General features: G+C 64.2%; 19 protein-coding genes. 9 read left to right on the plus strand and 10 right to left on the minus strand.

Features of this window, described 5'->3' with window-relative positions; genetic code table 11:
- The first annotated feature begins 124 nt into the window (after positions 1-124).
- The 6 genes from ABZW16_RS32040 (at position 125) to ABZW16_RS32065 (ending at position 5,729) form a co-directional block, all read left to right on the plus strand.
- Positions 125-1,477: a hypothetical protein gene (locus ABZW16_RS32040; RefSeq protein WP_354959829.1), complete on the plus strand. Its 1,353-nt coding sequence runs from the start codon at positions 125-127 to the stop codon at positions 1,475-1,477.
- Positions 1,477-1,788, plus strand: a complete 312-nt coding sequence (locus ABZW16_RS32045; protein ID WP_354959830.1) for a hypothetical protein — start codon at positions 1,477-1,479, stop codon at positions 1,786-1,788. Before ABZW16_RS32040 ends, ABZW16_RS32045 begins: the two co-directional genes overlap by 1 nt.
- Entirely contained in the window at positions 1,785-2,090 is a 306-nt protein-coding gene (locus tag ABZW16_RS32050; protein ID WP_354959831.1) for a hypothetical protein, read from the plus strand. The genes ABZW16_RS32045 and ABZW16_RS32050 overlap by 4 nt, the downstream gene beginning before the upstream one ends.
- A gap of 618 nt (positions 2,091-2,708) precedes the next feature.
- Positions 2,709-3,659, plus strand: coding sequence for an ABC-three component system protein (locus ABZW16_RS32055; protein ID WP_354959832.1), 951 nt, complete (start codon positions 2,709-2,711; stop codon positions 3,657-3,659).
- A complete protein-coding gene (locus tag ABZW16_RS32060; RefSeq protein ID WP_354959833.1) occupies positions 3,656-3,922 on the plus strand; it encodes an ABC-three component system middle component 6 in 267 nt (88 codons plus the stop codon). The genes ABZW16_RS32055 and ABZW16_RS32060 overlap by 4 nt, the downstream gene beginning before the upstream one ends.
- Positions 3,900-5,729, plus strand: a complete 1,830-nt coding sequence (locus tag ABZW16_RS32065; RefSeq protein ID WP_354959834.1) for an ABC-three component system protein — start codon at positions 3,900-3,902, stop codon at positions 5,727-5,729. Before ABZW16_RS32060 ends, ABZW16_RS32065 begins: the two co-directional genes overlap by 23 nt.
- A gap of 47 nt (positions 5,730-5,776) precedes the next feature.
- On the opposite strand, the gene ABZW16_RS32070 is transcribed toward ABZW16_RS32065, so the two are convergent.
- From ABZW16_RS32070 to ABZW16_RS32085, 4 genes are all read right to left on the minus strand, one after another.
- Positions 5,777-9,265, minus strand: a complete 3,489-nt coding sequence (locus ABZW16_RS32070; RefSeq protein ID WP_354959835.1) for an ATP-binding protein — start codon at positions 9,263-9,265, stop codon at positions 5,777-5,779.
- A 277-nt stretch (positions 9,266-9,542) separates the two neighbouring features.
- The gene (locus tag ABZW16_RS32075) at positions 9,543-9,695 is read right to left on the minus strand and encodes a hypothetical protein (RefSeq protein WP_354959836.1); all 153 of its coding nucleotides are present in this window, start codon (positions 9,693-9,695) and stop codon (positions 9,543-9,545) included.
- A gap of 208 nt (positions 9,696-9,903) precedes the next feature.
- Positions 9,904-10,161 (minus strand): hypothetical protein, encoded by a 258-nt coding sequence (locus tag ABZW16_RS32080; RefSeq protein WP_354959837.1) that lies wholly within the window; start codon positions 10,159-10,161, stop codon positions 9,904-9,906.
- A 51-nt stretch (positions 10,162-10,212) separates the two neighbouring features.
- Entirely contained in the window at positions 10,213-10,338 is a 126-nt protein-coding gene (locus ABZW16_RS32085) for a hypothetical protein (protein ID WP_354959838.1), read from the minus strand.
- 187 nt (positions 10,339-10,525) lie between these two features.
- Here ABZW16_RS32085 and ABZW16_RS32090 point away from each other — a divergent pair, with 187 nt between their 5' ends.
- A complete protein-coding gene (locus ABZW16_RS32090) occupies positions 10,526-11,224 on the plus strand; it encodes a hypothetical protein (RefSeq protein WP_354959839.1) in 699 nt (232 codons plus the stop codon).
- 122 nt (positions 11,225-11,346) lie between these two features.
- Here the strand turns inward: ABZW16_RS32090 and lipA are convergent, their stop codons facing one another.
- The 5 genes from lipA to sucB all read right to left on the minus strand — a co-directional run bounded on the left by lipA (position 11,347) and on the right by sucB (position 16,697).
- Positions 11,347-12,363 carry a lipoyl synthase gene (lipA, locus tag ABZW16_RS32095; protein ID WP_354959840.1) on the minus strand — a complete coding sequence of 339 codons (1,017 nt, stop codon included), beginning with the start codon at positions 12,361-12,363 and terminating at the stop codon, positions 11,347-11,349.
- A 78-nt stretch (positions 12,364-12,441) separates the two neighbouring features.
- Positions 12,442-13,176 carry a lipoyl(octanoyl) transferase LipB gene (lipB, locus tag ABZW16_RS32100; RefSeq protein WP_354959841.1) on the minus strand — a complete coding sequence of 245 codons (735 nt, stop codon included), beginning with the start codon at positions 13,174-13,176 and terminating at the stop codon, positions 12,442-12,444.
- 108 nt (positions 13,177-13,284) lie between these two features.
- Positions 13,285-13,818: an N-acetyltransferase family protein gene (locus ABZW16_RS32105; RefSeq protein WP_354959842.1), complete on the minus strand. Its 534-nt coding sequence runs from the start codon at positions 13,816-13,818 to the stop codon at positions 13,285-13,287.
- A gap of 164 nt (positions 13,819-13,982) precedes the next feature.
- Positions 13,983-14,888, minus strand: a complete 906-nt coding sequence (locus tag ABZW16_RS32110) for a TIGR01777 family oxidoreductase (protein WP_354959843.1) — start codon at positions 14,886-14,888, stop codon at positions 13,983-13,985.
- A gap of 21 nt (positions 14,889-14,909) precedes the next feature.
- Positions 14,910-16,697 carry a 2-oxoglutarate dehydrogenase, E2 component, dihydrolipoamide succinyltransferase gene (gene sucB / locus ABZW16_RS32115; RefSeq protein ID WP_354959844.1) on the minus strand — a complete coding sequence of 596 codons (1,788 nt, stop codon included), beginning with the start codon at positions 16,695-16,697 and terminating at the stop codon, positions 14,910-14,912.
- Between the two features lie 259 nt (positions 16,698-16,956).
- Between sucB and ABZW16_RS32120 the strand changes: the two genes are divergently transcribed.
- Positions 16,957-17,319 carry an oxidoreductase gene (locus ABZW16_RS32120; RefSeq protein WP_354959845.1) on the plus strand — a complete coding sequence of 121 codons (363 nt, stop codon included), beginning with the start codon at positions 16,957-16,959 and terminating at the stop codon, positions 17,317-17,319.
- Positions 17,320-17,474: 155 nt separating this feature from the next.
- On the opposite strand, the gene ABZW16_RS32125 is transcribed toward ABZW16_RS32120, so the two are convergent.
- Entirely contained in the window at positions 17,475-19,022 is a 1,548-nt protein-coding gene (locus ABZW16_RS32125) for a leucyl aminopeptidase (protein ID WP_354959846.1), read from the minus strand.
- A 245-nt stretch (positions 19,023-19,267) separates the two neighbouring features.
- On the opposite strand from ABZW16_RS32125, the gene ABZW16_RS32130 reads away from it, so the two are divergent.
- Positions 19,268-19,879, plus strand: coding sequence for a GNAT family N-acetyltransferase (locus ABZW16_RS32130; RefSeq protein WP_354959847.1), 612 nt, complete (start codon positions 19,268-19,270; stop codon positions 19,877-19,879).
- The last annotated feature ends 44 nt before the right edge of the window (positions 19,880-19,923 follow it).

The raw sequence follows: 19,923 nt of genomic DNA on the forward strand, positions 1-19,923 counted from the left end.
ACGAGTGAGGGCGGACCACCAGACCCGCCCTCACTCACTTCGACACAGACCCTAGCCGCTATCGGCGATATCAACTCCGGCGACCCGCACGCAGGGCGGTAGCACGATGGCTACTCCAAGTGAGGTGCTGAGTTGGGATTTGTCCGGGCTGCAGGCGGTGGCCGTCAGTGCCACCGCGATAGCTGACGCGATCATCAAAGCCTCCGACACCATGTATGCCACGATCCACGACGACTTGGCCTGGAGCGGCGAAGCCAGACAGGCCGCAGAAGACAAGGCCGACCGGGAACGCACCCAGATGCGTGCAATCGCAACGGCATACGACGATCTCGCAACCGCGAGCGCTGGCGCAGCCCGAGATATGGCGCATCCACTTGCGGAGATCCGAGCCATCTTCCAGCACTATGTTGTATCGCCGGTCACCGTCGCGGACGACTGGACCGTGAGCGGCGTGGAGGATTGGAATTCCGAGGCGGGAATGCAGCTTTCGAGACTCGCGGGCTTGGTCTCGACTCTGGAAAGTTCGGATGCGCAGTGGGGCGCGAATATCGCGCAGGCGAATCAAGAACTCGACGCTATGGCGCCGGAGTCGGTGCTGACCGAGGCGACCAAGACGATCGAGGACGACAAGAAACAGGACTCTCGCTCGAATCCTGATCGTCTCCGTACGTCGGCGGCGGCGTTCCAGCAGATCTTCGGCCGAGCGCCATCCAGTCCGACCGACTGGAAGACCGCCGAAGCATTGAATCCGAATAGTTACGATCCGAAATATCAGGGCGTGCCGCCGAATATCAAGGTCGCGCGCATCGAGCCGGTCCCCGGCCAGGGAGTGATTCGCACCGCTGCCTTCATCCCTGCTGCACAGGTGTTCAATGTGGATGCGGGCGGCATGAAGCTTAACTACGACATGGGTGACAATCGCTCGGAGGACCCCAACTTCGATCCTGAACATGCGCGAGTCACCACGTATGTCGATTACGAGAACGGCCTCATCATCACCCGGCAAAATCCATCGGTCACTGCATCGGGTGAAGTGAAGGTCGGTGAACCGGAAGTTCAGGCGTCGCAGCTTTCAAACGGTTCGGTCCTGATCCAATATGATGCGGCGAATCCGTTTGCTCCGCCGGGATCCGGCGTGACCGGCCATACCGTCAACGGTGAACTCGTCATATCCCCGACCAGCGGAAATCCAGGCACACCGAGAGTGATAGCAGGCGGTGAGATAACTAACTATCCCTCGATGGAGATCTACCAGGACAACTCCGCAGGAGACTCCCGGCCGGTGCTGATTGATCCGGCAGACTCCGGGAGTCAGTGGGGACCGCTCAGGAACCTACCTTTCTTTCACGAGGTAGGAGGGGGGAAAGAAATGTTCGAGCCGTTCCGAGCCGACTTCAACGATCCGAATTGGGAGCGAAATAAGCCGACGGCGCTGGGTAGTTCGAGCAATCCTCCGTCAGTCGTGGTTGTGCGCTAGTGAAACAACGTGATGGCGTCTTCGCGCATGGCCTGATATCGAACTCTGTTTTCTGGCAAGCAGCAACGATGGCAGTGCCCCTGGCTTCGGCGACGGCCGTGATGCTGTTCGGATTGGTGATCGGCCTGGCGGATGCGGCGTATCCAACGTTCGAGGTGTCCAAGCATCTGGTGTTCGCCGTCGTTACGTCCGTAATGGTCGCGGCTGTGGGATTACTTGTCTGGCGGGGAACGCCGCGGACGCTCGGTGCGGCCATCGGCACAGTGATACCTGGTCTGCTCCTCGTGCTCGTCTGGTTGGTGAACATATGAGCGGCCTACCATCGAAATATGCACGGCAGGACTGGTTCGGCCCCGAGTCGTTCATAGCCGTCGTCATCGGCATGGTCTCCATCTCGTTGCCCTACACGGGACTGGTCCCTCGCGACGCGATCTGGTTCATAACCGGACCACCCATCGTTGGTGGCCTACTCATCGCCATCAGCGCCGCCAGCCTTCCACTCAGTGACAGCACCCGCCGAGTAGGCGTCGGTCTACTAGCCGCATTCGCCGGATTCCTGTTGTGCATCATCGGATTCCTCATCGGCCTCGCAATCGGGGCAATCTTCACCTAAAGAGCGGGAAGATTCTCCGATGACGGAATCGGTGAACCCAGCACGGTCCCTTGCCCTTTCGCCCAGTGCGCTCCGAGCATTGCAGGACATCCAACTGGAGTCACCGCCATATGCGGGTTCCCGGCTGCGGGCAAGACCATCGCCGCCCGGCTCCTGTTCGAGCTGCTCTCTCTCGATCAACAACGGTGGCCAGTACTTGACTGCTACGTACGTGCCCGAGCGAATCGGACTGCGTGGCCAGGACCCGGTGTCGCAGTCTCGGTGATCGACCCGGTGAAGGGTGAATCACCTGGGCAGAATTGGATCTGGATATCGAGTAAGACTGCGAGCGCCGTGCTCAGCTGCCGGACCAGCCGCAACGGTCGAGTACCAGTTCCCTGAATAAGGACACCGGATGAGGTGCGGGGCATGCTTCTCTCGCAATTGTGTTGTTACGCTATGTGTTCGACTCGCCGTTACGCGGAACGCTCGCCGAGCGACGGGGGCGTCCGATGCGTTGACAAAGGCGGGAATCTCGCCGAAGATCGTGCGACACACCAGCTTACGGTCGGATGAGAACGAACCGCAGCTACGGATACGGTTCAGTCCCATGGGGGGAGCTCCGTGCGAGGAGACACGATGCTGCAGCATCAGCTGCAGTACGCAAAAGGCAAGCTCCTCTCGATGATCGAGGATGCTGTCGGCAACGAGTTCGAGAAGCTCTTCCATCATCTGATGGAGCTGCGGCATGACGACTACATGGTAATACGGACACACGGCAATATCGGCGACCTCGGTGGCGATGGCTACCGCACGTCCACCCGACAGCTGTACGCCTGCTATGCCCCGGAGTCCTTCGACGTGTCGGAGGTTCGGGGCAAGTTCCGCAGCGACCTCGAGAGCGCTATTATCCACCGTCCGGAACAGTTCGAAACGTTCGTGTTCGTCCACAACGACCGACGCGGCGGGATCCACCCCGTCATCTCCGGGGTACTGGCCAATGCGAGAACCGACCATCCACACATCAGTTTTCAGCAAATGGGTCCGCGTAAGCTGTGGATCGAAGCGAGCTACCTCGACCGCCACAAGATGGAAGATCTCCTCGGCGAGAGAATCCCCGTAGATTTGGTCGCTTACAGCATCGGAATGGCCGACATCGAGCCGTTGCTCAAGCACATGGCCGAATCACGCAGGCGTCTGGTCACCGTCGAGCCGATCCCGCTGCCCACCACCCACAAAGCCGACTTCAACCGACTGTCCCAGTACGACCGGGATAGCCTGCAGGCCGGTCGGCCGTACTCCTACCTGGTCGAACAGTATTATCGCGGCGGACTCGACGTGCACGAGCGGGATGAAGTGGCGAATGGTTTTCGGGCGCACTACGAGCAAATGCACATCGCGTACGGAGACGACTCGGACGAGATCATGCACCAGATGCGTTGCTACGTCCTCGGTCAGGAGATGGCCCGTCAGGCGCGCGACGAGGCCGCGAAGGCAGTGCTCGCATACTTTTTCGATGAATGTGACATCTTCGAAGTACCGCCACCCGGTTGGGAACCGGCACGCACCGGTCGAGGAGGAGCCGCATGATCACACCCACGAAGGGAATCGCGCCTGATCGCGCACTCCTCGCCGTCGGAGCCCAGATCGCCATCCAACTGGATCGGCCACTGACAGTCAGCCAGACGTGGTCTCGGCTGCGCAGCTGGCGGAGCGAAAATAACCATCCCGCCCCGATCTCATTCGGTTGGTTCGTCCTCGCACTGGACATGCTCCATGCTGTCGGCATCGTGGACCTGAAGGATGACTTGCTCGTCAGGAGGGCCGCCCATGCTGCGCTGGCTGACGGCTGACGACGAGCGGTTCAAGACAGTCCGGTTCGAACCCGGGCTGAATCTGCTGGTCGCGGAGAAGACCGGCACCTCGCGTTCCACGGACAGTCGGAACGGCTCGGGCAAGTCCAGCATGATCGAGCTGCTTCACTTCGTACTCGGCGCCCGCTACGACAGCAAGCATTTGGTAGCACGTAAGAACCTTCGTCGAGTTACCTTCACGCTTGCCTTGGACTGGCCGGGGCTGAGCGAATATCTTCATGTCAGCCGGAGAGCGAGTGATCCGAAGCAAGTCGCACTCACTCCCGGACTCTTGCGGATTTCTACGTTCAACCATGTCGCGGAGCAAAACGAAATACCGTCGATCTTCGACAGTTTCCAACTCCACACAATCGTGCAGTCCGATTCGGGTCGGGACTCATCTGCAGCTGAAGTAATTTCGGTCGATGAATGGCAGCGGCTCATCGAACAGAAGCTGTTCGGACTTCCTGAGGAGCATCCAGGCGTATCCGGACGCGCATTGCTCTCATTTCTGATCCGGAAAGTGGGCGACCACGGGTTCAATGAGGCTGTGCGCAGCTTTGCTCGGCAGCCGGAAGCTCAGGCATCACCGAATATCGCTTATCTCCTCGGGCTCGACTCCACACTCGCTGCTCGATATCAGGAACTGGCCGCGAAGAAAGCTGCGCGCGATCAACTGAAGAAGGCGGTGAAAGACCCGATATTGGGCAGTGTCGTCGGAAATGCTGCCGATCTTCGCGGCGAAATGTCGATACAGAACGTGAAGATCGCCGAGCTTCGGCGCCAACTGAATTCATTTCGTGTCGTACCACAGTATGAATCACTTAAACAGCGAGCGGACGAGTTGACTCGGCACATTCAGGAGCTCAGCACCCAAGATTTCATCGATCAGCGAAATTTGGACCATCTCGACCGTGCGGTCGAGGAAACGATTGATCCCGAGGTCCGGTATCTGGAACAGGTCTACGATCAACTGGGGGTCGCCCTCCCGGAACAGACTCTGCGGCAGTTCGAGGATGTCAAGGATTTCCATGCGGCCGTCGTAAGAAATCGACGCACCTATCTGAAAGACGAGATCGAGGCGACTCGAAATAGTCTCGAGCGCCGGAGACTCGAGCGCGCCCGCCTCGACGAGGAACAGAGCCGCATCCTCGGGGAGTTGAGCGAAGGCGGAGCCTTGGAGGCTCTCACGACACTTCAGAAAGCATTGGCCCAAGAGGAAGCGAAACTCGGGGCACTCCAGCATCGGCTGGAGGCTGCCCAAACCGTCGAGGCGAGCAGCAGAGAGATAGACGCCGCCCGCGTCGATCTGACCCGCGCAGTGACCATAGATCTGGACGAACGTCAACCACAGATCGATGAGGCCACGCGACTCTTTCACGAATTGGTCAGCAAACTCTATGGAAACGACAGACCGGCATATCTGTCCGTCCAAGCGGGTCCGAGCAGCCTGAAGATTACCCCCAGGATATTGAGCGATGCCAGCCAGGGAATCAACAAGATGTCGATCTTCTGTTTTGACCTCACCATGGCCGTAATAGCTCATCGCGGCGGTCGCGGCCCAGACTTCTTGGTACACGACAGCCATATTTTCGACGGTGTGGACGACCGTCAACTTGCCCGTGCGCTCCAGGCTGCGGTCGAGCTCACCGAGTCAGAAAAAATGCAATACATCGTCACCATCAACGAAGACGACCTGTCGAAGGCGGAACGGCTCGGGTTCAAGCCCGAACCTTTCATTATCGAACCAAGATTGACGGACGGTGCCGAGAGTGGAGGGCTCTTCGGATTCCGGTTCGACCATTAATCGCCCAGCTACCATCAACCGTTCTGGAACCGCAGGACTGGCGTTGACTACGGCTCGGCTGAGACGTGCCGAAGCTGAGCGGCCAGGTCGTCAAAATACTGCTCCCCGCGCCAAAGTTGTCGATTCCCAATCACATACAGCCGCCGCTTAGCGCGTGACACGGCGACGTTGAGTAGGTTCGGCTTGGCCGCTGCCCAACTGCGAGCGCCTCCTTTATCCGGTGGGGTACCCAGTATCAGAATGACGACGTCGGACTCCTGCCCTTGCACCGTGTGGACAGTTCCGACGTTGCCCCGAGCGAAATCTCGGCCGATTGCCTGCTCCGCGATTTTCTTCGCACCCCGGACGACTTCTCGAAACGGGCTGATGACGCGAATATTCGTGGACGCGATACCGTAGCTGGTGGTCAATGTGGTCAGCACCTCGCGGAGTTTCTCGCCTTCCGCGGGCACCCAGTTGCCGTCCGCTTCCTCCACGCGAACGTCGAACCACGTATTCTCGCTGGGAAATTCGCCGCGCTGCGGGGTGCCGTAGACCATGAGGTCGCCGCCGTAGGCGATGCGATTGGACACTTCGAACATCGGGCGGTCGCAGCGCCGGTGCACACGTAGGGGTGCGCCTACCCACACCTGGTCCTCGCCGTCCGGGGTCGGGAGGGTAGTGCCGTGCCGGGCGAGTCGGTCCGCGACTCGTTGGACCGAGGTGAAGTCGGGGGTCCATTCCTCATCCAGCCTGTGGTGTCGCAGGATCGCCTGCTGTGCTGAGAAGGGCAGGGTGACAATGGGTTCCAACTGTTGGGGGTCGCCGACGATGACCGCTCGGCGCGCCCGCCATAGTCCGCCGGCGGCCTGTTGTGGAGTGGCCTGACCGGCCTCGTCGATGAAGAGCCAGCCGAGGGTTTCGCGCTGCAGTCCGGCTAGCAATCGGGGGAGGGATGCGAAGGTCGTGGAGACCATCGGCACCACGAGAAACAGTGTTTGCCACGCTGCCGCAATGGTTTCCGGCTTGGGGGTGGTCCTGACGTTGTTTCGGAGCAGGGAGGTGGCGGCGGCCAGGTTGCCGCGGATTCGGCGGGCTGCGTTGAGTATGAAGGCTTTGTGCAGCCGCAGAGCTTCCAGGAACAGTCGATGACGCGCGGCGCTGAATTCCTCGTCGGCCCAGGCGTTGCAGAGTTGGAACCGCTCATCGTTGGTCAGGATATCGCCGTAAGGTACTGTGCCCGGCCATCTTTCACGAGCATGATCGACCTGGGCGAAGGCCGTGTTCGCGGCAGCGACGGCGGTGCGGTGCTCTTGTACCTTGTGCCGCCCGAGCGCCGCGGCGCTGGCGCACTCTGCTTCGGCACCCGCCAGGGCTGCCTTACGCTCATCGAACTCTCGCTTGGCCGCTTTCCTCGCCTCGACCAGCGCGATGCTGTCGGCATGCCATCTTCTGCCCGCACGAAACAACGTCGACAGCGACACCCAGAAGCTCGGTTGTCGCCGATCGTGGTCGGCGACTTCGTCGCACGTCTGCCGGTATGCCTGCTCGGCATCGTTGCATGGCTGCTGCGCCATTCGGTATTGCTCGCACCAGTATGTGTGGAGCGCTTCCGCAGACTCGATATCCGCCCAGGCGGCTGCGATCACTGTGTTCAGTCGGGTCAGTTCAGCGATGGCGTCGGCGATGTGTTGTCGCTCCCGCGCTAGTCGGTGAACTTCATTGCGCGCGTTCTTGAAGGCGGTGACGGCCGATGCCCAATCGGGCACTGTGTCGGGGTTGTCGATTGCCCACGCCAACGTGTCTTTCATCCCGAGATTGCTCTGGGCCGCCGGCTCGGCATTGTCCGTTGGATCGGACTGCGGTGTTCGTTCGGCCGATCGCTGCCCGGCGTCCTGTGCTCGGGGCTCGGGTGAGCCATTACCGAACCAGAATTTACCGACGAATTCTCTTCGATTCGACATTTTGCCCAGGACTGCGGCGATCAACCCCCATGCGTCTTGGTCGAGCACCAGTGACGCGAGATCGGTGAAATAGTCGGCGGCCAGGACGTCGTCCTCGACTCCCGCCACTGCCGCCACGCCCGGTATCTCCGCGGTGACATTCGTGGCCGCGTCGTTGCTTGCCGTGGCGAGGACGATCTCGAAACCGGTCAGCGCGGGGAGCAGGCCATGGACATCTGGGGCGTAGGTGGTCCCAACGAGCTGAACACTTTCGATCATTCCGGTGAAAGCCCTGGCGGGACGGTCTAATTCGGCGAGCCGGGACGCGCGCTCGACAACGATCGCGGCGAGCACGTCACGCAGCATCGTGGTCTTGCCGGTGCCAGGCGGGCCGTTCACCGCGAAAACACCTGCGCCATCGCCGAGTTCGGTCATCAGCTGATTCACCGCGAACTGCTGGCTCAGTACCAGCGGTTTGTGCACGGCACCTGGCCATCGCCCAACCGGAAAGTGCTGTGGTGCAACACCATCGACCACAGATTGCGGTCGGTTCCGCACATCGATGCGGCGCTCGACGGGAACGTCGCGTACATCGGTGAGATAGTTCCGCAGCGCGGTCCCGATGTCGCCCTTGCGAACAGCCGATTCGACCCGCGCAAGATCCTCTGCTAGAAAGCCGTTCAGGAATGCCTGATCGCTCGCCTCCTCGGCGTAACGCTTCGAGATCTGCGTGCATCTGATCCGTAATCCCTTGGCGCCGAGCGCCTCTCTGATGTCGAGTGCCTCGCCGAGTTGGACGACGAACCTGTGCAGATCCGCAGATGTCAAACTCAGTGCAGGCGCCGGGGATTCGTCTGACGCGATAGACCGATCGCTGCTGGGAGTCGGACGAGTGAGGAGTTTTTCGGCGAAAGTGCCCGCGACGGTGCCGGCGATGCCGCCGATCACGGGACCCGCGAGGGCGGTGCCCGCGGCGGTAGCAGCCGCGGTCGCGGCGGCGCCCGCTCCCTTCTTGACCGCCTCCGAAGTCGCGGCCCGCGCTTGCCTGCCGAGAGCGTCGACAGCTCGCGACAATGGGGATTGTGGCTGATCTGCTTGTCTGGCGTTACCCACATTGGGCGGCGCCAGCTTGTTGAGGCCTGCGATGAAGCCGAGTTCGTCATCCTCGAATCCGTCCAGCCAGCCACGATCCTTTGGACCTGGCGACCGAAGCCGACTCATCGCCCACGCACACGCCGACAGGGTCGGCGAGTTCTCGACCAGTGCGCCATCCGCGTTTACGGTAAACGCGAACATCGCCGTGGTGTCGTCGCGCCGACCATCAGGCTGGCTACGGTCCGCACCGAACACCCGGATCAGCTCGTCGCGAACCTTCATCACGTTGTAGAGGCCACCGTAAACCGTGTACTGCCAAGTCTTTCCGTGCTCCAGAGGAATCCGCCGCAACCGATGATCAGGGTCCCATGGTGCGAGATCGTTGGCCGCCACGTCCACGACGACGGGGTTGGGAACCTGGTTGGACCGCCGCGTCAGCTCGGGAACCTTTTGTGGACTGAACATTTCGATCGCTCGCCAGAATTGCACCAGCTGCGCGGCGTGCTCGAGCCCGCTCATGATAACCCCCTCGTCAGTACCACCCGCCACTGAAACGACTCGACCACGGTACGCCTCGTCCCGTATTCGGTGCGAATGCGTATCTGATCGCCGATCAGCGGACGGGCCCGCTGTATCTCGACTGTCGGTTCACTCCTGCGCAGTGGGCTTTCGGTCGGTCGCGTGCGATGTGGACACCAACGATGCGACTCACTTGGCGTCGATTCCTAGGTTGGCAGAAGAGAAAGCAGGAGCGATGCCGAAATGCTCTCCACAGCTCGGCTCGGATCGAATGCTGTCACCGACACCTCCTACTTCCCGCATAGCCGGTGACCATCTCGTCGTTTCCGCCCATCGCATCCAGAATCTTGCGGTAGGGCTCGGAATGGGTGAGCATCCACCCGGCGATCTGATCCCCGACGAACCCGAACGGATCGTAGGCCGCGTCCACGATGGTCGCGGTCGCCGCAGCACCTCACGTAATCGCCTCGAGTGTCTTGCCATTGCGCAGATTCGCGTACGCCTCCCAGGAGTCCGCGGCGATGGTGCCCTGCAGGAATCCGGGATCCTGGTTTCTTCGTCCTGCTTCAGACCGACGTCGGAGAGCAAGAAGTTGGTCTCTTGGAAGTACTCGTCGCGGTAGTCGGTGTGATCCGCGATCAGTCTGTTGTCGGGCTTCTTCTCGTCGTCGAAGCCGACGGTGTTCTCGTTGAACCAGTTGCCGATCTGCGTGCTCCCTTCTGCCCCTCCGCTTCGGCGATTTCGGCGCGCAGCCGATCCATCTGCTTGCCGAATTTGCCGTCGCTATCTTCGAATGTCTCGGCGACGATCTTCAGCTTGTCCGGCAGCACCGCCACATCCTGGGACAGCTTGCTGAGGGCCTCGATGGTGTTCTGGTGATTGTCGTCGAGGACCATGTGGACCATCGGGCGCGGAATCGAGCCGAAACCATCGTCGGCGGCGCCGAGTTAGTTAGTGGCTTCCAACGACAGGGTCAGACTCTCCATGAGTTTCAGGACCTGCGCGGCATGGTTGCGGACCTCATCCGGATCCACCGAGACAGCATCGGGATTCGCCATGATCAGATCAGCCACGACTTCCGGTTGTAGTACTCGTCATCGGCATCGGGTTCGTCCGGCGGATGTGCACACCCTTAGCGCGGCCGTTACCGCCGTCATCGACGCCCTGCTGGGCGATAAGCAGCAGCAGACCACCTAAAGCGTGATCTCGATAATGTGGGCTGTTCGAGTGAGCGGCCCGCAGGACGAAGGGGTATCCATCATGAGCAACGAGCCGGTTCCGCACGGTAGTGCACCGTTCGGGCAGCCGCCCAATGCCGGACCGGGCGTCCACGGTGGCGCACCTGTGCCGCCGTTCCCGCGCAATGGTTTTCCCGAGCAGCCGCCACACTCGTATGGGCCGCCCGCGCCTCAACCCACCGCCGCGTACGTCACTTCACCGCCGAATACCGTTGGCCCGCAGGGATTTCTGCTGAAGCACGGCACCGCGCACGATCCGGTGGAAGCCTATCGTCCACAGCCGGGCCAGCAGGGGATCCTCGTCCACGCGCAGTACTACCGATGGTGGCCCGTCGCGCCCGCCTTCGCGACGGCCGGACCGCGAATCTTCGTGAACGGCAACGAAATACCGGATACCTCATGGGGTGCGACGTATGTGCCCGCAGCGCCGGGCCTCTATCATCTCGAAGTCCACACGCGCCCACCCAACTTCTTCTTCCGGCACTTCGTACACCCTTGGTGGACCTCGGATACGGGGCCCGCGGATACCGTGGTTCCAGTGGCTCCCGGACAGCAGACGCCGGTCTACTACCGCCCGGCGGCGGTACGCCGGATGCTGGGCGCGATCGCCCCGCAACCGCCGCGGTGGCCTGGTCTGCTCTGGATGAGGTTCTCTTCAGTGATCGTCGCCGGGTTCATCGGACTGATGCTTTTCGGCGTACTGATGAATATCCTCGACTGATTCGAGCGCTCGACGCCGCCGCGGATAGTGGCGGTCGGAGATCGAGGACTGACTAGGTCTCCCCAGAAGCGGCAAATCAGGCCTGGCCCGTCTCCTTCGGACCGTGCCTGATTACCCAGCGGCTAGCTGCCGAAGCGCGCCAGTACGGAGCTGGCCTCCTGGGAGGCGGTGCCTTCGGCGGCGAGATGGGCCATGGCGGGGGAGATTTCGCGGCCGTGGTGGGCCATCGCCTGGGCGTATAAGCGGCCCGCGCGGTAGGAGGAGCGGACGAGAGGTCCGGCCATCACACCCGCGAAGCCGATCTCCTCGGCCATCCGGGAGTGCTCGACGAACTCCTCCGGCTTGACCCAGCGGTCGACCGGGTGGTGGCGGGGGGAGGGACGCAGGTACTGGGTGATGGTGAGGATGTCGCAGCCCGCCTCGTGCAGGTCACGCATTGCCTGGGTGACCTCTTCGGAGGTTTCGCCCATGCCGAGGATCAGGTTGGACTTGGTGACCAGGCCGTCTTCGCGGGCCGCGGTGAGCACGGCGAGCGAGCGCTCGTAGCGGAATGCCGGACGGATCCGCTTGAAGATGCGGGGCACCGTCTCCACATTGTGCGCGAGCACCTCCGGGCGCGTGGAGAAGACCTCGGCCAACTGCTCGGGGACCGCGTTGAAGTCGGGGATGAGCAGTTCGATGCCGGTGTTCGGATTCAAAGCCTTTATGGCACGGACGGTTTCGGCGTAGAGCCAGGCGCCGCCGTCCTCGAGATCGTCGCGCGCGACACCGGTAATGGTGGAGTAGCGCAGGCCCATTGCCTGGACGCTCTCGGCGACCCTGCGCGGCTCGTCGCGATCGAGTGCGGCGGGTTTGCCGGTGTCGATCTGGCAGAAGTCGCAGCGGCGGGTGCACTGCTCGCCGCCGATGAGGAAGGTGGCCTCACGGTCTTCCCAGCATTCGAAGATATTGGGACAGCCCGCCTCCTCACACACCGTGTGCAGGCCCTCGCGTTTCACCAGGCCCTTGAGTTCGGTGTACTCGGGGCCCATCTTCGCTCGGGTCCGAATCCATTGAGGCTTGCGCTCGATCGGGGTCTCCGCGTTGCGCGCCTCGATGCGTAGCAGTTTGCGTCCTGCCGGTGCTGAAGCTGAGGTCACTCGATCGACCTTACGCCTTGCCCGATAGCGCAGCCCGACGCAGTCCGCCCATAGCCCGCGCGGGGCCCAGCCACCCGCTCATTCGGAGGTGGCGGGCGATCCGGCGGGTGTGACGCGGGCGATATCGCGGGCGGTCACCGGGAGTTCGCCATTGAGCGCGCGGACGATCGCATCGGCCACGAGCGGCTTCACCTCGGCCACCGTCACCTCACGGCCGAGCTCGCGAGTCAGGGTGGTGACACCAGCGTCGCGGATGCCGCAGGGGACGATCGCCTGGAAGCCGTCGAGGGCGGAATTGCAGTTGAGCGAAATGCCGTGCAACGCGACGCCCTGCTGGACCCGCACGCCGATCTGGGCGACCTTGCGTTCGGAGAAGAGTTCGGTGGCGGGCAGCCAGACACCGGAACGTCCTTCGACACGACCGCAGTCCAGGCCGAGATCGGTGCATACGGTGATCAGGGCCTCTTCGAGCCTGCGCACATACTGGACGACATCCACCGGCTCGGCCAGCCGCACGATCGGATAGCCGACGAGCTGGCCGGGACCGTGCCAGGTGATCTTGCCGCCGCGATCGACCTGCACCACCGGACTGCCATCGATCGGCAGGTCCTCGGCCTCGGTGCGGCGGCCAGCCGTATACACCGACGGATGCTCCAGCAGGAGCAGATGGTCCGATCCCTGACCCTGGGCCCGCTGCGCGGCGATCGACCGCTGGAGTTCCCAGGCGCTGTGGTAATCGATGAGTCCGAGATCCTCGACCACGATCGGGGTCGTATCGAATCGGGCGGACCAGGTGGTGCGCGTGTCGTTCACACCGATGACGGTACGCCCAGAGTTACATCCGAGTGAACCGGCCTGGTTGTGTTGGATGCCACAGGGTAGCCAGGTTTACTTTCGAGAACCTGAGCATCGCCGCAGGATTCAGTCGCCCTCGACCGGCAGTGTCAGCTGCATCAGCGTCAGATCCATCCAGCGGCCGAATTTGCGGCCCACTTCCGGCAGTTCGCCGACCGTGCGGAAGTCGAAGCGCTCGTGCAGTGCGATCGAACCGGTATTGCTGGATTCGATGGCGGCGACCATGGCGTGTACCGTGCCCGTCCGGCGTGCACGCGCGATCAACTCGGTGAGCAGGGCGCTCGCGATGCCGCGACGCTGGAATCGATCGGCGATATAGACCGAATTCTCCACGGTGAAGCGGTAGCCCGAGCGGGTCCGCCACGGCCCGTAGCTGGCGTAACCGGCGACCTCGCCCTCGATTTCGGCGACCAGGATGGGCAATCCGGCGGCCGTGCGATCGCGGAACCAGGCGAGTCGATCGTCGAGATCGACCTGCTCGTGGTCCCAGATGGCGGTGGAGGTGGCGATATTCGCGTTGTGGATGTCGAGGACCTCCGGCAGATCTCCCTCGTGCGCGTCACGAATGACCATGGCAGGCAGGGTCTCTAGCTCGGTCATCGATCTACTCCATTGCGGCGCTGGGTCATTGCGGCGCTGGGTCATTGCGGCGCTGGGTCATTGGGGCGCTGGGTCATTGGGGCGCTGGATCGTGGGCACATCGGATCAGCGTGGCCGGTGATTGCGCGGTCGACACCGTGCCGCACCTGTTCCGGCCCCCGGCCTCATCGGTCGCCATCGTGCCCGAGGATAGCCGCGAGCGCGGCACCGATGGTCTGATGCTGGAACGGATAACCCGCTTCCTCCAGCACAGTCGGAATCGCCCGCGGCCCGTGCAAAATCGCCTCGTCGGCGAATTCACCGATCAGCGTGCGCAATGCGAACGCGGGCACCACAAACGGCGTCGGCCGGTGCAGAATGCGGCCGAGCGCGCGATTGAATTCGGCATTGGTGACCGGCGCCGGGCCGACCGCATTGATCGGCCCGGAAACGCTGTCGTTGGTGATCGCGAAGACGATCGCGCCGATCTCGTCGGCCATCGAGATCCACGGCGTGTACTGGCGACCGTTACCCAGTCGGCCGCCGAGACCGAGCGAGTACAGCGGCTGCAGCATGCCGAGCATGCCGCCGCCGTGCGACAGCACCACGGCACTGCGCAGCAATACCGTGCGCACGCCTGCGTCGACGGCGGGCTTGGTGGCGGCCTCCCAATCCCGGCACAGGGTGGCGAGGAAACCCGTTCCCGCCGGGGCGGTTTCGTCGACCACCCGACTGCCGGTCGCGCCGCCGTAGAAGTGCACGCCGCTGGCATTCACCAGCACCGGCACGCCCGCGGCGGCGACCGCGTTGGACAGGACGTCGGTCGGGGTGATTCGGCTGTCGCGCAGCTCCTGTTTGTAGCTGCCGTTCCAGCGCCGTCGTCCGATGCCCGCCCCGCAGAGGTTGACCACCGCGTCGGCGCCCCGCAGGGCCCGCTCGTCCAGATCGGCGCGAGCGGGATCCCAGCGGTATTCGTCCGGCGCGTTGGGGGTACGGCGTACCAATCGGGCGACATCGTGCCCGTCGCGGCGCAATGCCGCGACGAGTGCCGTTCCGATCAGCCCGGACGAACCGGCGATCACCACCTTCATACGGGACAGACGACCTTCCGATTACAGGCCGAGATCAGCCTCGAACGCCGCTTCCTCGAGCCGGTGCCGGATCGTGGTCAGGAAGCGACCGGCGTCCGCGCCGTCGATGAGGCGGTGATCGTAGGTGAGCGGCAGGTAGCACATCGACCGCACACCGATGGACTCGTTGCCGGTCTCATCGGTGACCACCACCGGACGCTTGACGATCGCACCCGTGCCGAGCATGCCCGCCTGCGGCGGAAGCAGGATCGGGGTGTCGAACAGCGCGCCCTGGCTGCCGATATTGGTAATGGTGAAGGTGCCACCGGCCAACTCGTCCGGCTTGAGGCGGCTGGTGCGGGCGCGGTTGGCGATATCGGCGATGGCGCGGGCCAGTCCGGCCAGCGACAGGTCGCTGGCGTTGTGGATCACCGGGGACAGCAGACCCTGCTCGGTGTCGACGGCAATGCCGAGGTGCACCGAGGCGTGGTAGGTGATCTCCTTGGTGGCCTCGTCGTAGCTGGCGTTCACATTCGGGTGCACGCCGAGCGCCTCGACGACCGCCTTGGCGAAGAACGGCAGGAACGTCAGGTTGACGCCCTCGCGGTCCTTGAACGCGGCCTTGGCCTGGCTGCGCAGGGCCGCGATCTTGGTGACATCCGCCTCGTGCACCTGGGTCAGCTGCGCGGTGGTCTGCAGCGATTCCCTGGTCTTGGTCGCGGTGATCTGCCGGATGCGACTCGCCTTCTGCACGGTGCCGCGCAGATGCGCGAGCTGCGACGGGACGGCGGGCGCGGGGGCCTTGGCGACCGGTGCGGCGGCAGGGGTGGGTGCGGCGGCAGGAGCCTGCCTGGCCTCCACGGCGGCGAGCACATCCTGCTTGCGGATGCGCCCACCGACACCGGAACCGGTGATGCTGGCGAGGTTGACGCTGTTCTCCTCGGCCAGCTTGCGCACCAGCGGAGTGACGTACGGGGTCGCGCCGTTGCCGGAGGGCTCCTGAGCCGGAGCAGTCGCGACCGGAGCCGGTGCGGGCTTGGGCGCAGGGGCGGGTGCGGCAGGGGCCGGTGCGGCGGGCGCCGGCGCGGGCGCGGCGGCCGCAGGGGCCGGTGCCGGAGCAGGTGCGGCGGGGGCAGGAGCAGGGGCAGCCGGAGCCGGGGCAGCAGGGGCGGGGGCCGGTGCGGCGGCCGCGGGGGCACCACTGCCGATCACGCCGAGCTGTCCACCGACGGCGACGACATCGTCTTCCTGCGCGGAGATCTCCAGCAGGGTGCCCGCGACGGGCGACGGGATCTCGGTATCGACCTTATCGGTGGAGACCTCGAGCAGCGGCTCATCGACGGCGACCTGGTCACCGACCTGCTTGAGCCAGCGGGTGACGGTGCCCTCGGTGACCGACTCGCCGAGTTCCGGCATCTTGACCGGGGTGCCGGACGCGGCGGCGGGGACGGGTGCGGCAGGAGCCGCGGGTGCGGGGGCGGGGGCCGCGGCGGCGACCGACGCGGCGGCCGGTTCCGGGGCGGGCGCGAGGGCCGGTGCGGGTGCAGGCGCGGCGGCCGGTGCGGGAGCGGCGGCGGGCGCGGGCGCCTCACCGGCTTCGCTGATCACACCGAGCTCACCACCGACCTCGACGACATCGTCTTCCTGCGCGACGATCTTCGACAACACACCCGCCGTCGGGGACGGGATCTCGGTGTCGACCTTATCGGTGGAGACCTCGAGCAGTGGCTCGTCGACCTCGACCGTGTCTCCTTCCTGCTTCAGCCACCTGGTCACCGTTCCCTCGGTGACGCTCTCACCAAGAGCGGGCATCTGGACGGAGAAGGCCATGTCCGTTGACTCCTCTGACTGCTCGACGGGTTCTACAACAGTTGATCTCACTGCGGGCGCCCACCGCGGGTCGCGGCGAAAGCCCGAAAGCCACCGATCATTGTGCGTGGCACCGGAGATCTGTGCGGTTCTTGTACCGCGATCCATCCTTGCACTCGCCAGCGAGACGTGTAGCACAGGGCAGCGAACTGCGGTGGGCTGGCAAGATGGAATGACGGGCGCCGAGCGCCCGATCGCAAGTGAAAGGAGGTCGGCGTCGTTGGGTTTGCTGGATCGTTTCCGGAGCGGCGCGGCCCGGGGTGGCAGCGGTTTACGTGGGGGAATGGGCAATGGTGCGGATGCCCGCTATCTCGCCGAGTGGGTAAGCACCCATACCGGGGTCGAAGGCTACGTAGAACCCAAGACGACGGTGACCGATGTCACTGTCGTGTTGGTCGCGGCCGACGGCGAATGGACGCGCCGGGTCGTCGGCGAACGCGGAGCGCAACGACTAGCCGGTGATTTGCGGATCCCCGTCTACGACGTTCGCAAAACCGGATATCCACAACGGATGCGTGATTACGACGCCCGCAAGCGGATCGAGCGCCAGCGGGCGCTGGAACGCGATCTGGGCGAGCTCTAGCGACTGTTCGTTTCGTTCAATTTGTTCTCGGCGCGAAGACCGCCGTGGCGCAACCGGCTCCCCCGCAGTGGAGTTCGAGCCACTGGCGACCGGCGGCGCGGAGCCCGTCGCGGCGATCCGCGACGGGCGTTCCGTTCGTTGTCGAGCTGCGGTGGTTACTCCGATGCGTCCGACAGATCCTCGGCCGCGATGTCCTCGATCACCGAGACCAGCGTGCGCACCGGAACCCCGGTGCCGCCCTTACCGATGTAGCCGAAGGGGCCGCCGGTGTTGTAGGCCGGGCCCGCGACATCCAGATGCGCCCACTGCACGCCTTCCGGGACGAACTCCTTGAGGAAGATCGCCGCCGAGAGCATGCCGCCCCAACGGTGTGGTGCGACATTGGCCAGATCGGCGACCTTGGAGTTCAGGTCGGCCCGCAGTTCGGTGGGAAGCGGCATGGCCCAGCCGTTTTCGCCCGCCAGCCGGGAGATACGGGCGACGCGGTCGCGGAAGTCGTCGGTGCCCATGACGCCGGGGGTGCGGGTGCCGAGCGCGACCATCTGGGCGCCGGTCAGGGTGGCGACGTCGATGAGGTAGTCCGGCTCGTCCTCGCTCGCGCGCACGATCGCGTCGGCCAGGATGAGGCGGCCCTCGGCATCGGTGTTCAGCACCTCGACGGTCTTGCCGCCGTACTGGGTGAGCACATCGCCGGGGCGCTGGGCGGTGGCCGATGGCATGTTCTCCGCCATCGGGACGGTTGCGATCACGGTGACCGGCAGCTCGAGCTTGGCCGCGGCGACAGTAGCCGCGATGACCGCGGCGGCGCCCGCCATATCCGAGGTCATATTCTCCATATTCGCGGCCGGCTTGATGGAGATACCGCCGGTGTCGAAGGTGATGCCCTTGCCGATCAGGGCGACCTTCTTCTTATCGCCCCCGCGATAGGTCAGGCGGACCAGTCGGGGCGGGCGCGATGAGCCCTTGCCGACGCCGAGCACACCGCCGTAGCCGCCGTCGGCGAGTTCCTGATCGTCGAGCACCTCCACCTGCAGACCGGCGGCCTCGCCGAGAGTCTTTGCGCGGGCGGCGAATTCGGCCGGGTACAGGTGGCTGGGCGGGGTATTGACGAAATCGCGTGCGGTGGCGATCGATTCTGCGACCACCCAGTCGTGCTCGAAACCCTTGCGATAGGACGCGCTCGGATCGCCGACCAGGAGCTCGACCTTGCGCACCGGCTGCTCATCCGGTTTGCCATTGGCGCTCTCGGATTTGAACGCGGTGAATGTGTACGCGCCGAGGAAGAACCCCTCGGCGGTCGGGCCGATGCCGCCCTCCAGACCCGACAGCGTGGTCACGGCCCGGCCGACACCGGTCAGCGAGCGTGCGGCCACACCGGCCGAGCGACGGATCTGCTCGGCATCGATCTTGTCCGCGGCGCCGAGCCCGACGGCGAGCACACTCTTCGCACCCAGACCGGCGGGCGCCGGAATCCGGGTCAGTTCCTCGGCCTTGCCCTTCGCGCCGACGGCGCGCAGCTGTTCCTGAAGCGCGGCGCGCACCTCCGCGGTGAGGATGTTGTCGACGAAGTCGTCCTCCAGGGTGGCGATCGTCGGGCCGTCGTCACCGGACACCAATCCGATCACCAGAACGTCGGTGTCAGGGCCGATGATGTCGACCAAGTCCAGTTCCGGTCCGAGCGAGCGATCTGCAACAGCGGTCATGGGCACAGGTTACTGGGCAGACGCGCCGCTATCCCGTCGAGGAGCAGTTGGAGGCCGGTATCGAGCAGGACGGTGAAGTCCGGTTCGGGACCGGGCGGAGTGGTTGAGCGTGGCCCGTAGGTCCGCCGATGTCGTTGGTGCGGGAGCACTTTCGACCAGCACGAGTTCGGTTGTAGCTGGCAACCCCTGCATGTCCTATCTACATTGGCGAATGCGGACACCGTTCACGGCGAGAGGATTGCGTTATGGGGACCGGTTCGACCGTTCGACAGGCGACTGCGGTGGATCGTGATCCGCTCATCGCCGCATTCGCCGCGGCCGCCATTGATGAGGCGGTGGCCGCGTGGATACTGCACGGCCATTCCGCCGATCGGTTCCTCGCGGGCTGGGTGCCCGATCTCATCGACAAGGCGCTGCGCGAGGACGAGATCTGGATCGCCGAGGCAGCTGACGGAATCCGAACCGTATCGCTGTGGCAGACCGTCACTTCCGTCGACCGTTACGCGGCCGAGGCCGCCGAACTCCGGGCGGCCGCCGATGCCGCCCCCGAGGTCTCGGTGCTACGCCGCTCGGCCTATGTGACCGGCCTGCTCGCCAGGGAACATCCGCGCGCATTCCCGCACCGCTACCTCCAGGTGATCGTGACGGTACCGGAGCATCGCGGAAAGGGTGCGGGCGGCGCCGTCCTCACCGACCGGCTGGGGGCCGCATCCGAGGCGAGCATTCCGGCATTTCTGGAGGCCAGTACGGAACGATCGGCCCGGCTCTACACGCGCATGGGATTTGTGCGCGAAGGGCGGACCCACACCCTTCCGGAGGACGGCCCGACACTGATTCCAATGTGGTTCCGCGGCTGATCGAGTTCGGCCTGGCCAGCAGGCGAGTACCAGCCCCAGGGGCG

This window comes from Nocardia sp. NPDC004604 (assembly GCF_040609795.1).
Lineage (GTDB): Bacteria > Actinomycetota > Actinomycetes > Mycobacteriales > Mycobacteriaceae > Nocardia.

Bases quoted from the DNA above. Each gene is read 5' to 3' on its own strand.
- ABZW16_RS32050 (WP_354959831.1), top strand. From the start codon at position 1,785: ATGAGCGGCCTACCATCGAAATATGCACGGCAGGACTGGTTCGGCCCC.
- ABZW16_RS32055 (WP_354959832.1), top strand. From the start codon at position 2,709: ATGCTGCAGCATCAGCTGCAGTACGCAAAAGGCAAGCTCCTCTCGATG.
- ABZW16_RS32060 (WP_354959833.1), top strand. From the start codon at position 3,656: ATGATCACACCCACGAAGGGAATCGCGCCTGATCGCGCACTCCTCGCC.
- sucB (WP_354959844.1), bottom strand. From the start codon at position 16,697: ATGGCCTTCTCCGTCCAGATGCCCGCTCTTGGTGAGAGCGTCACCGAG.
- ABZW16_RS32080 (WP_354959837.1), bottom strand. From the start codon at position 10,161: ATGGTCCTCGACGACAATCACCAGAACACCATCGAGGCCCTCAGCAAG.
- ABZW16_RS32070 (WP_354959835.1), bottom strand. From the start codon at position 9,265: ATGAGCGGGCTCGAGCACGCCGCGCAGCTGGTGCAATTCTGGCGAGCG.
- ABZW16_RS32090 (WP_354959839.1), top strand. From the start codon at position 10,526: ATGAGCAACGAGCCGGTTCCGCACGGTAGTGCACCGTTCGGGCAGCCG.
- ABZW16_RS32105 (WP_354959842.1), bottom strand. From the start codon at position 13,818: ATGACCGAGCTAGAGACCCTGCCTGCCATGGTCATTCGTGACGCGCAC.
- ABZW16_RS32130 (WP_354959847.1), top strand. From the start codon at position 19,268: ATGGGGACCGGTTCGACCGTTCGACAGGCGACTGCGGTGGATCGTGAT.
- ABZW16_RS32065 (WP_354959834.1), top strand. From the start codon at position 3,900: ATGCTGCGCTGGCTGACGGCTGACGACGAGCGGTTCAAGACAGTCCGG.
- ABZW16_RS32125 (WP_354959846.1), bottom strand. From the start codon at position 19,022: ATGACCGCTGTTGCAGATCGCTCGCTCGGACCGGAACTGGACTTGGTC.
- ABZW16_RS32110 (WP_354959843.1), bottom strand. From the start codon at position 14,888: ATGAAGGTGGTGATCGCCGGTTCGTCCGGGCTGATCGGAACGGCACTC.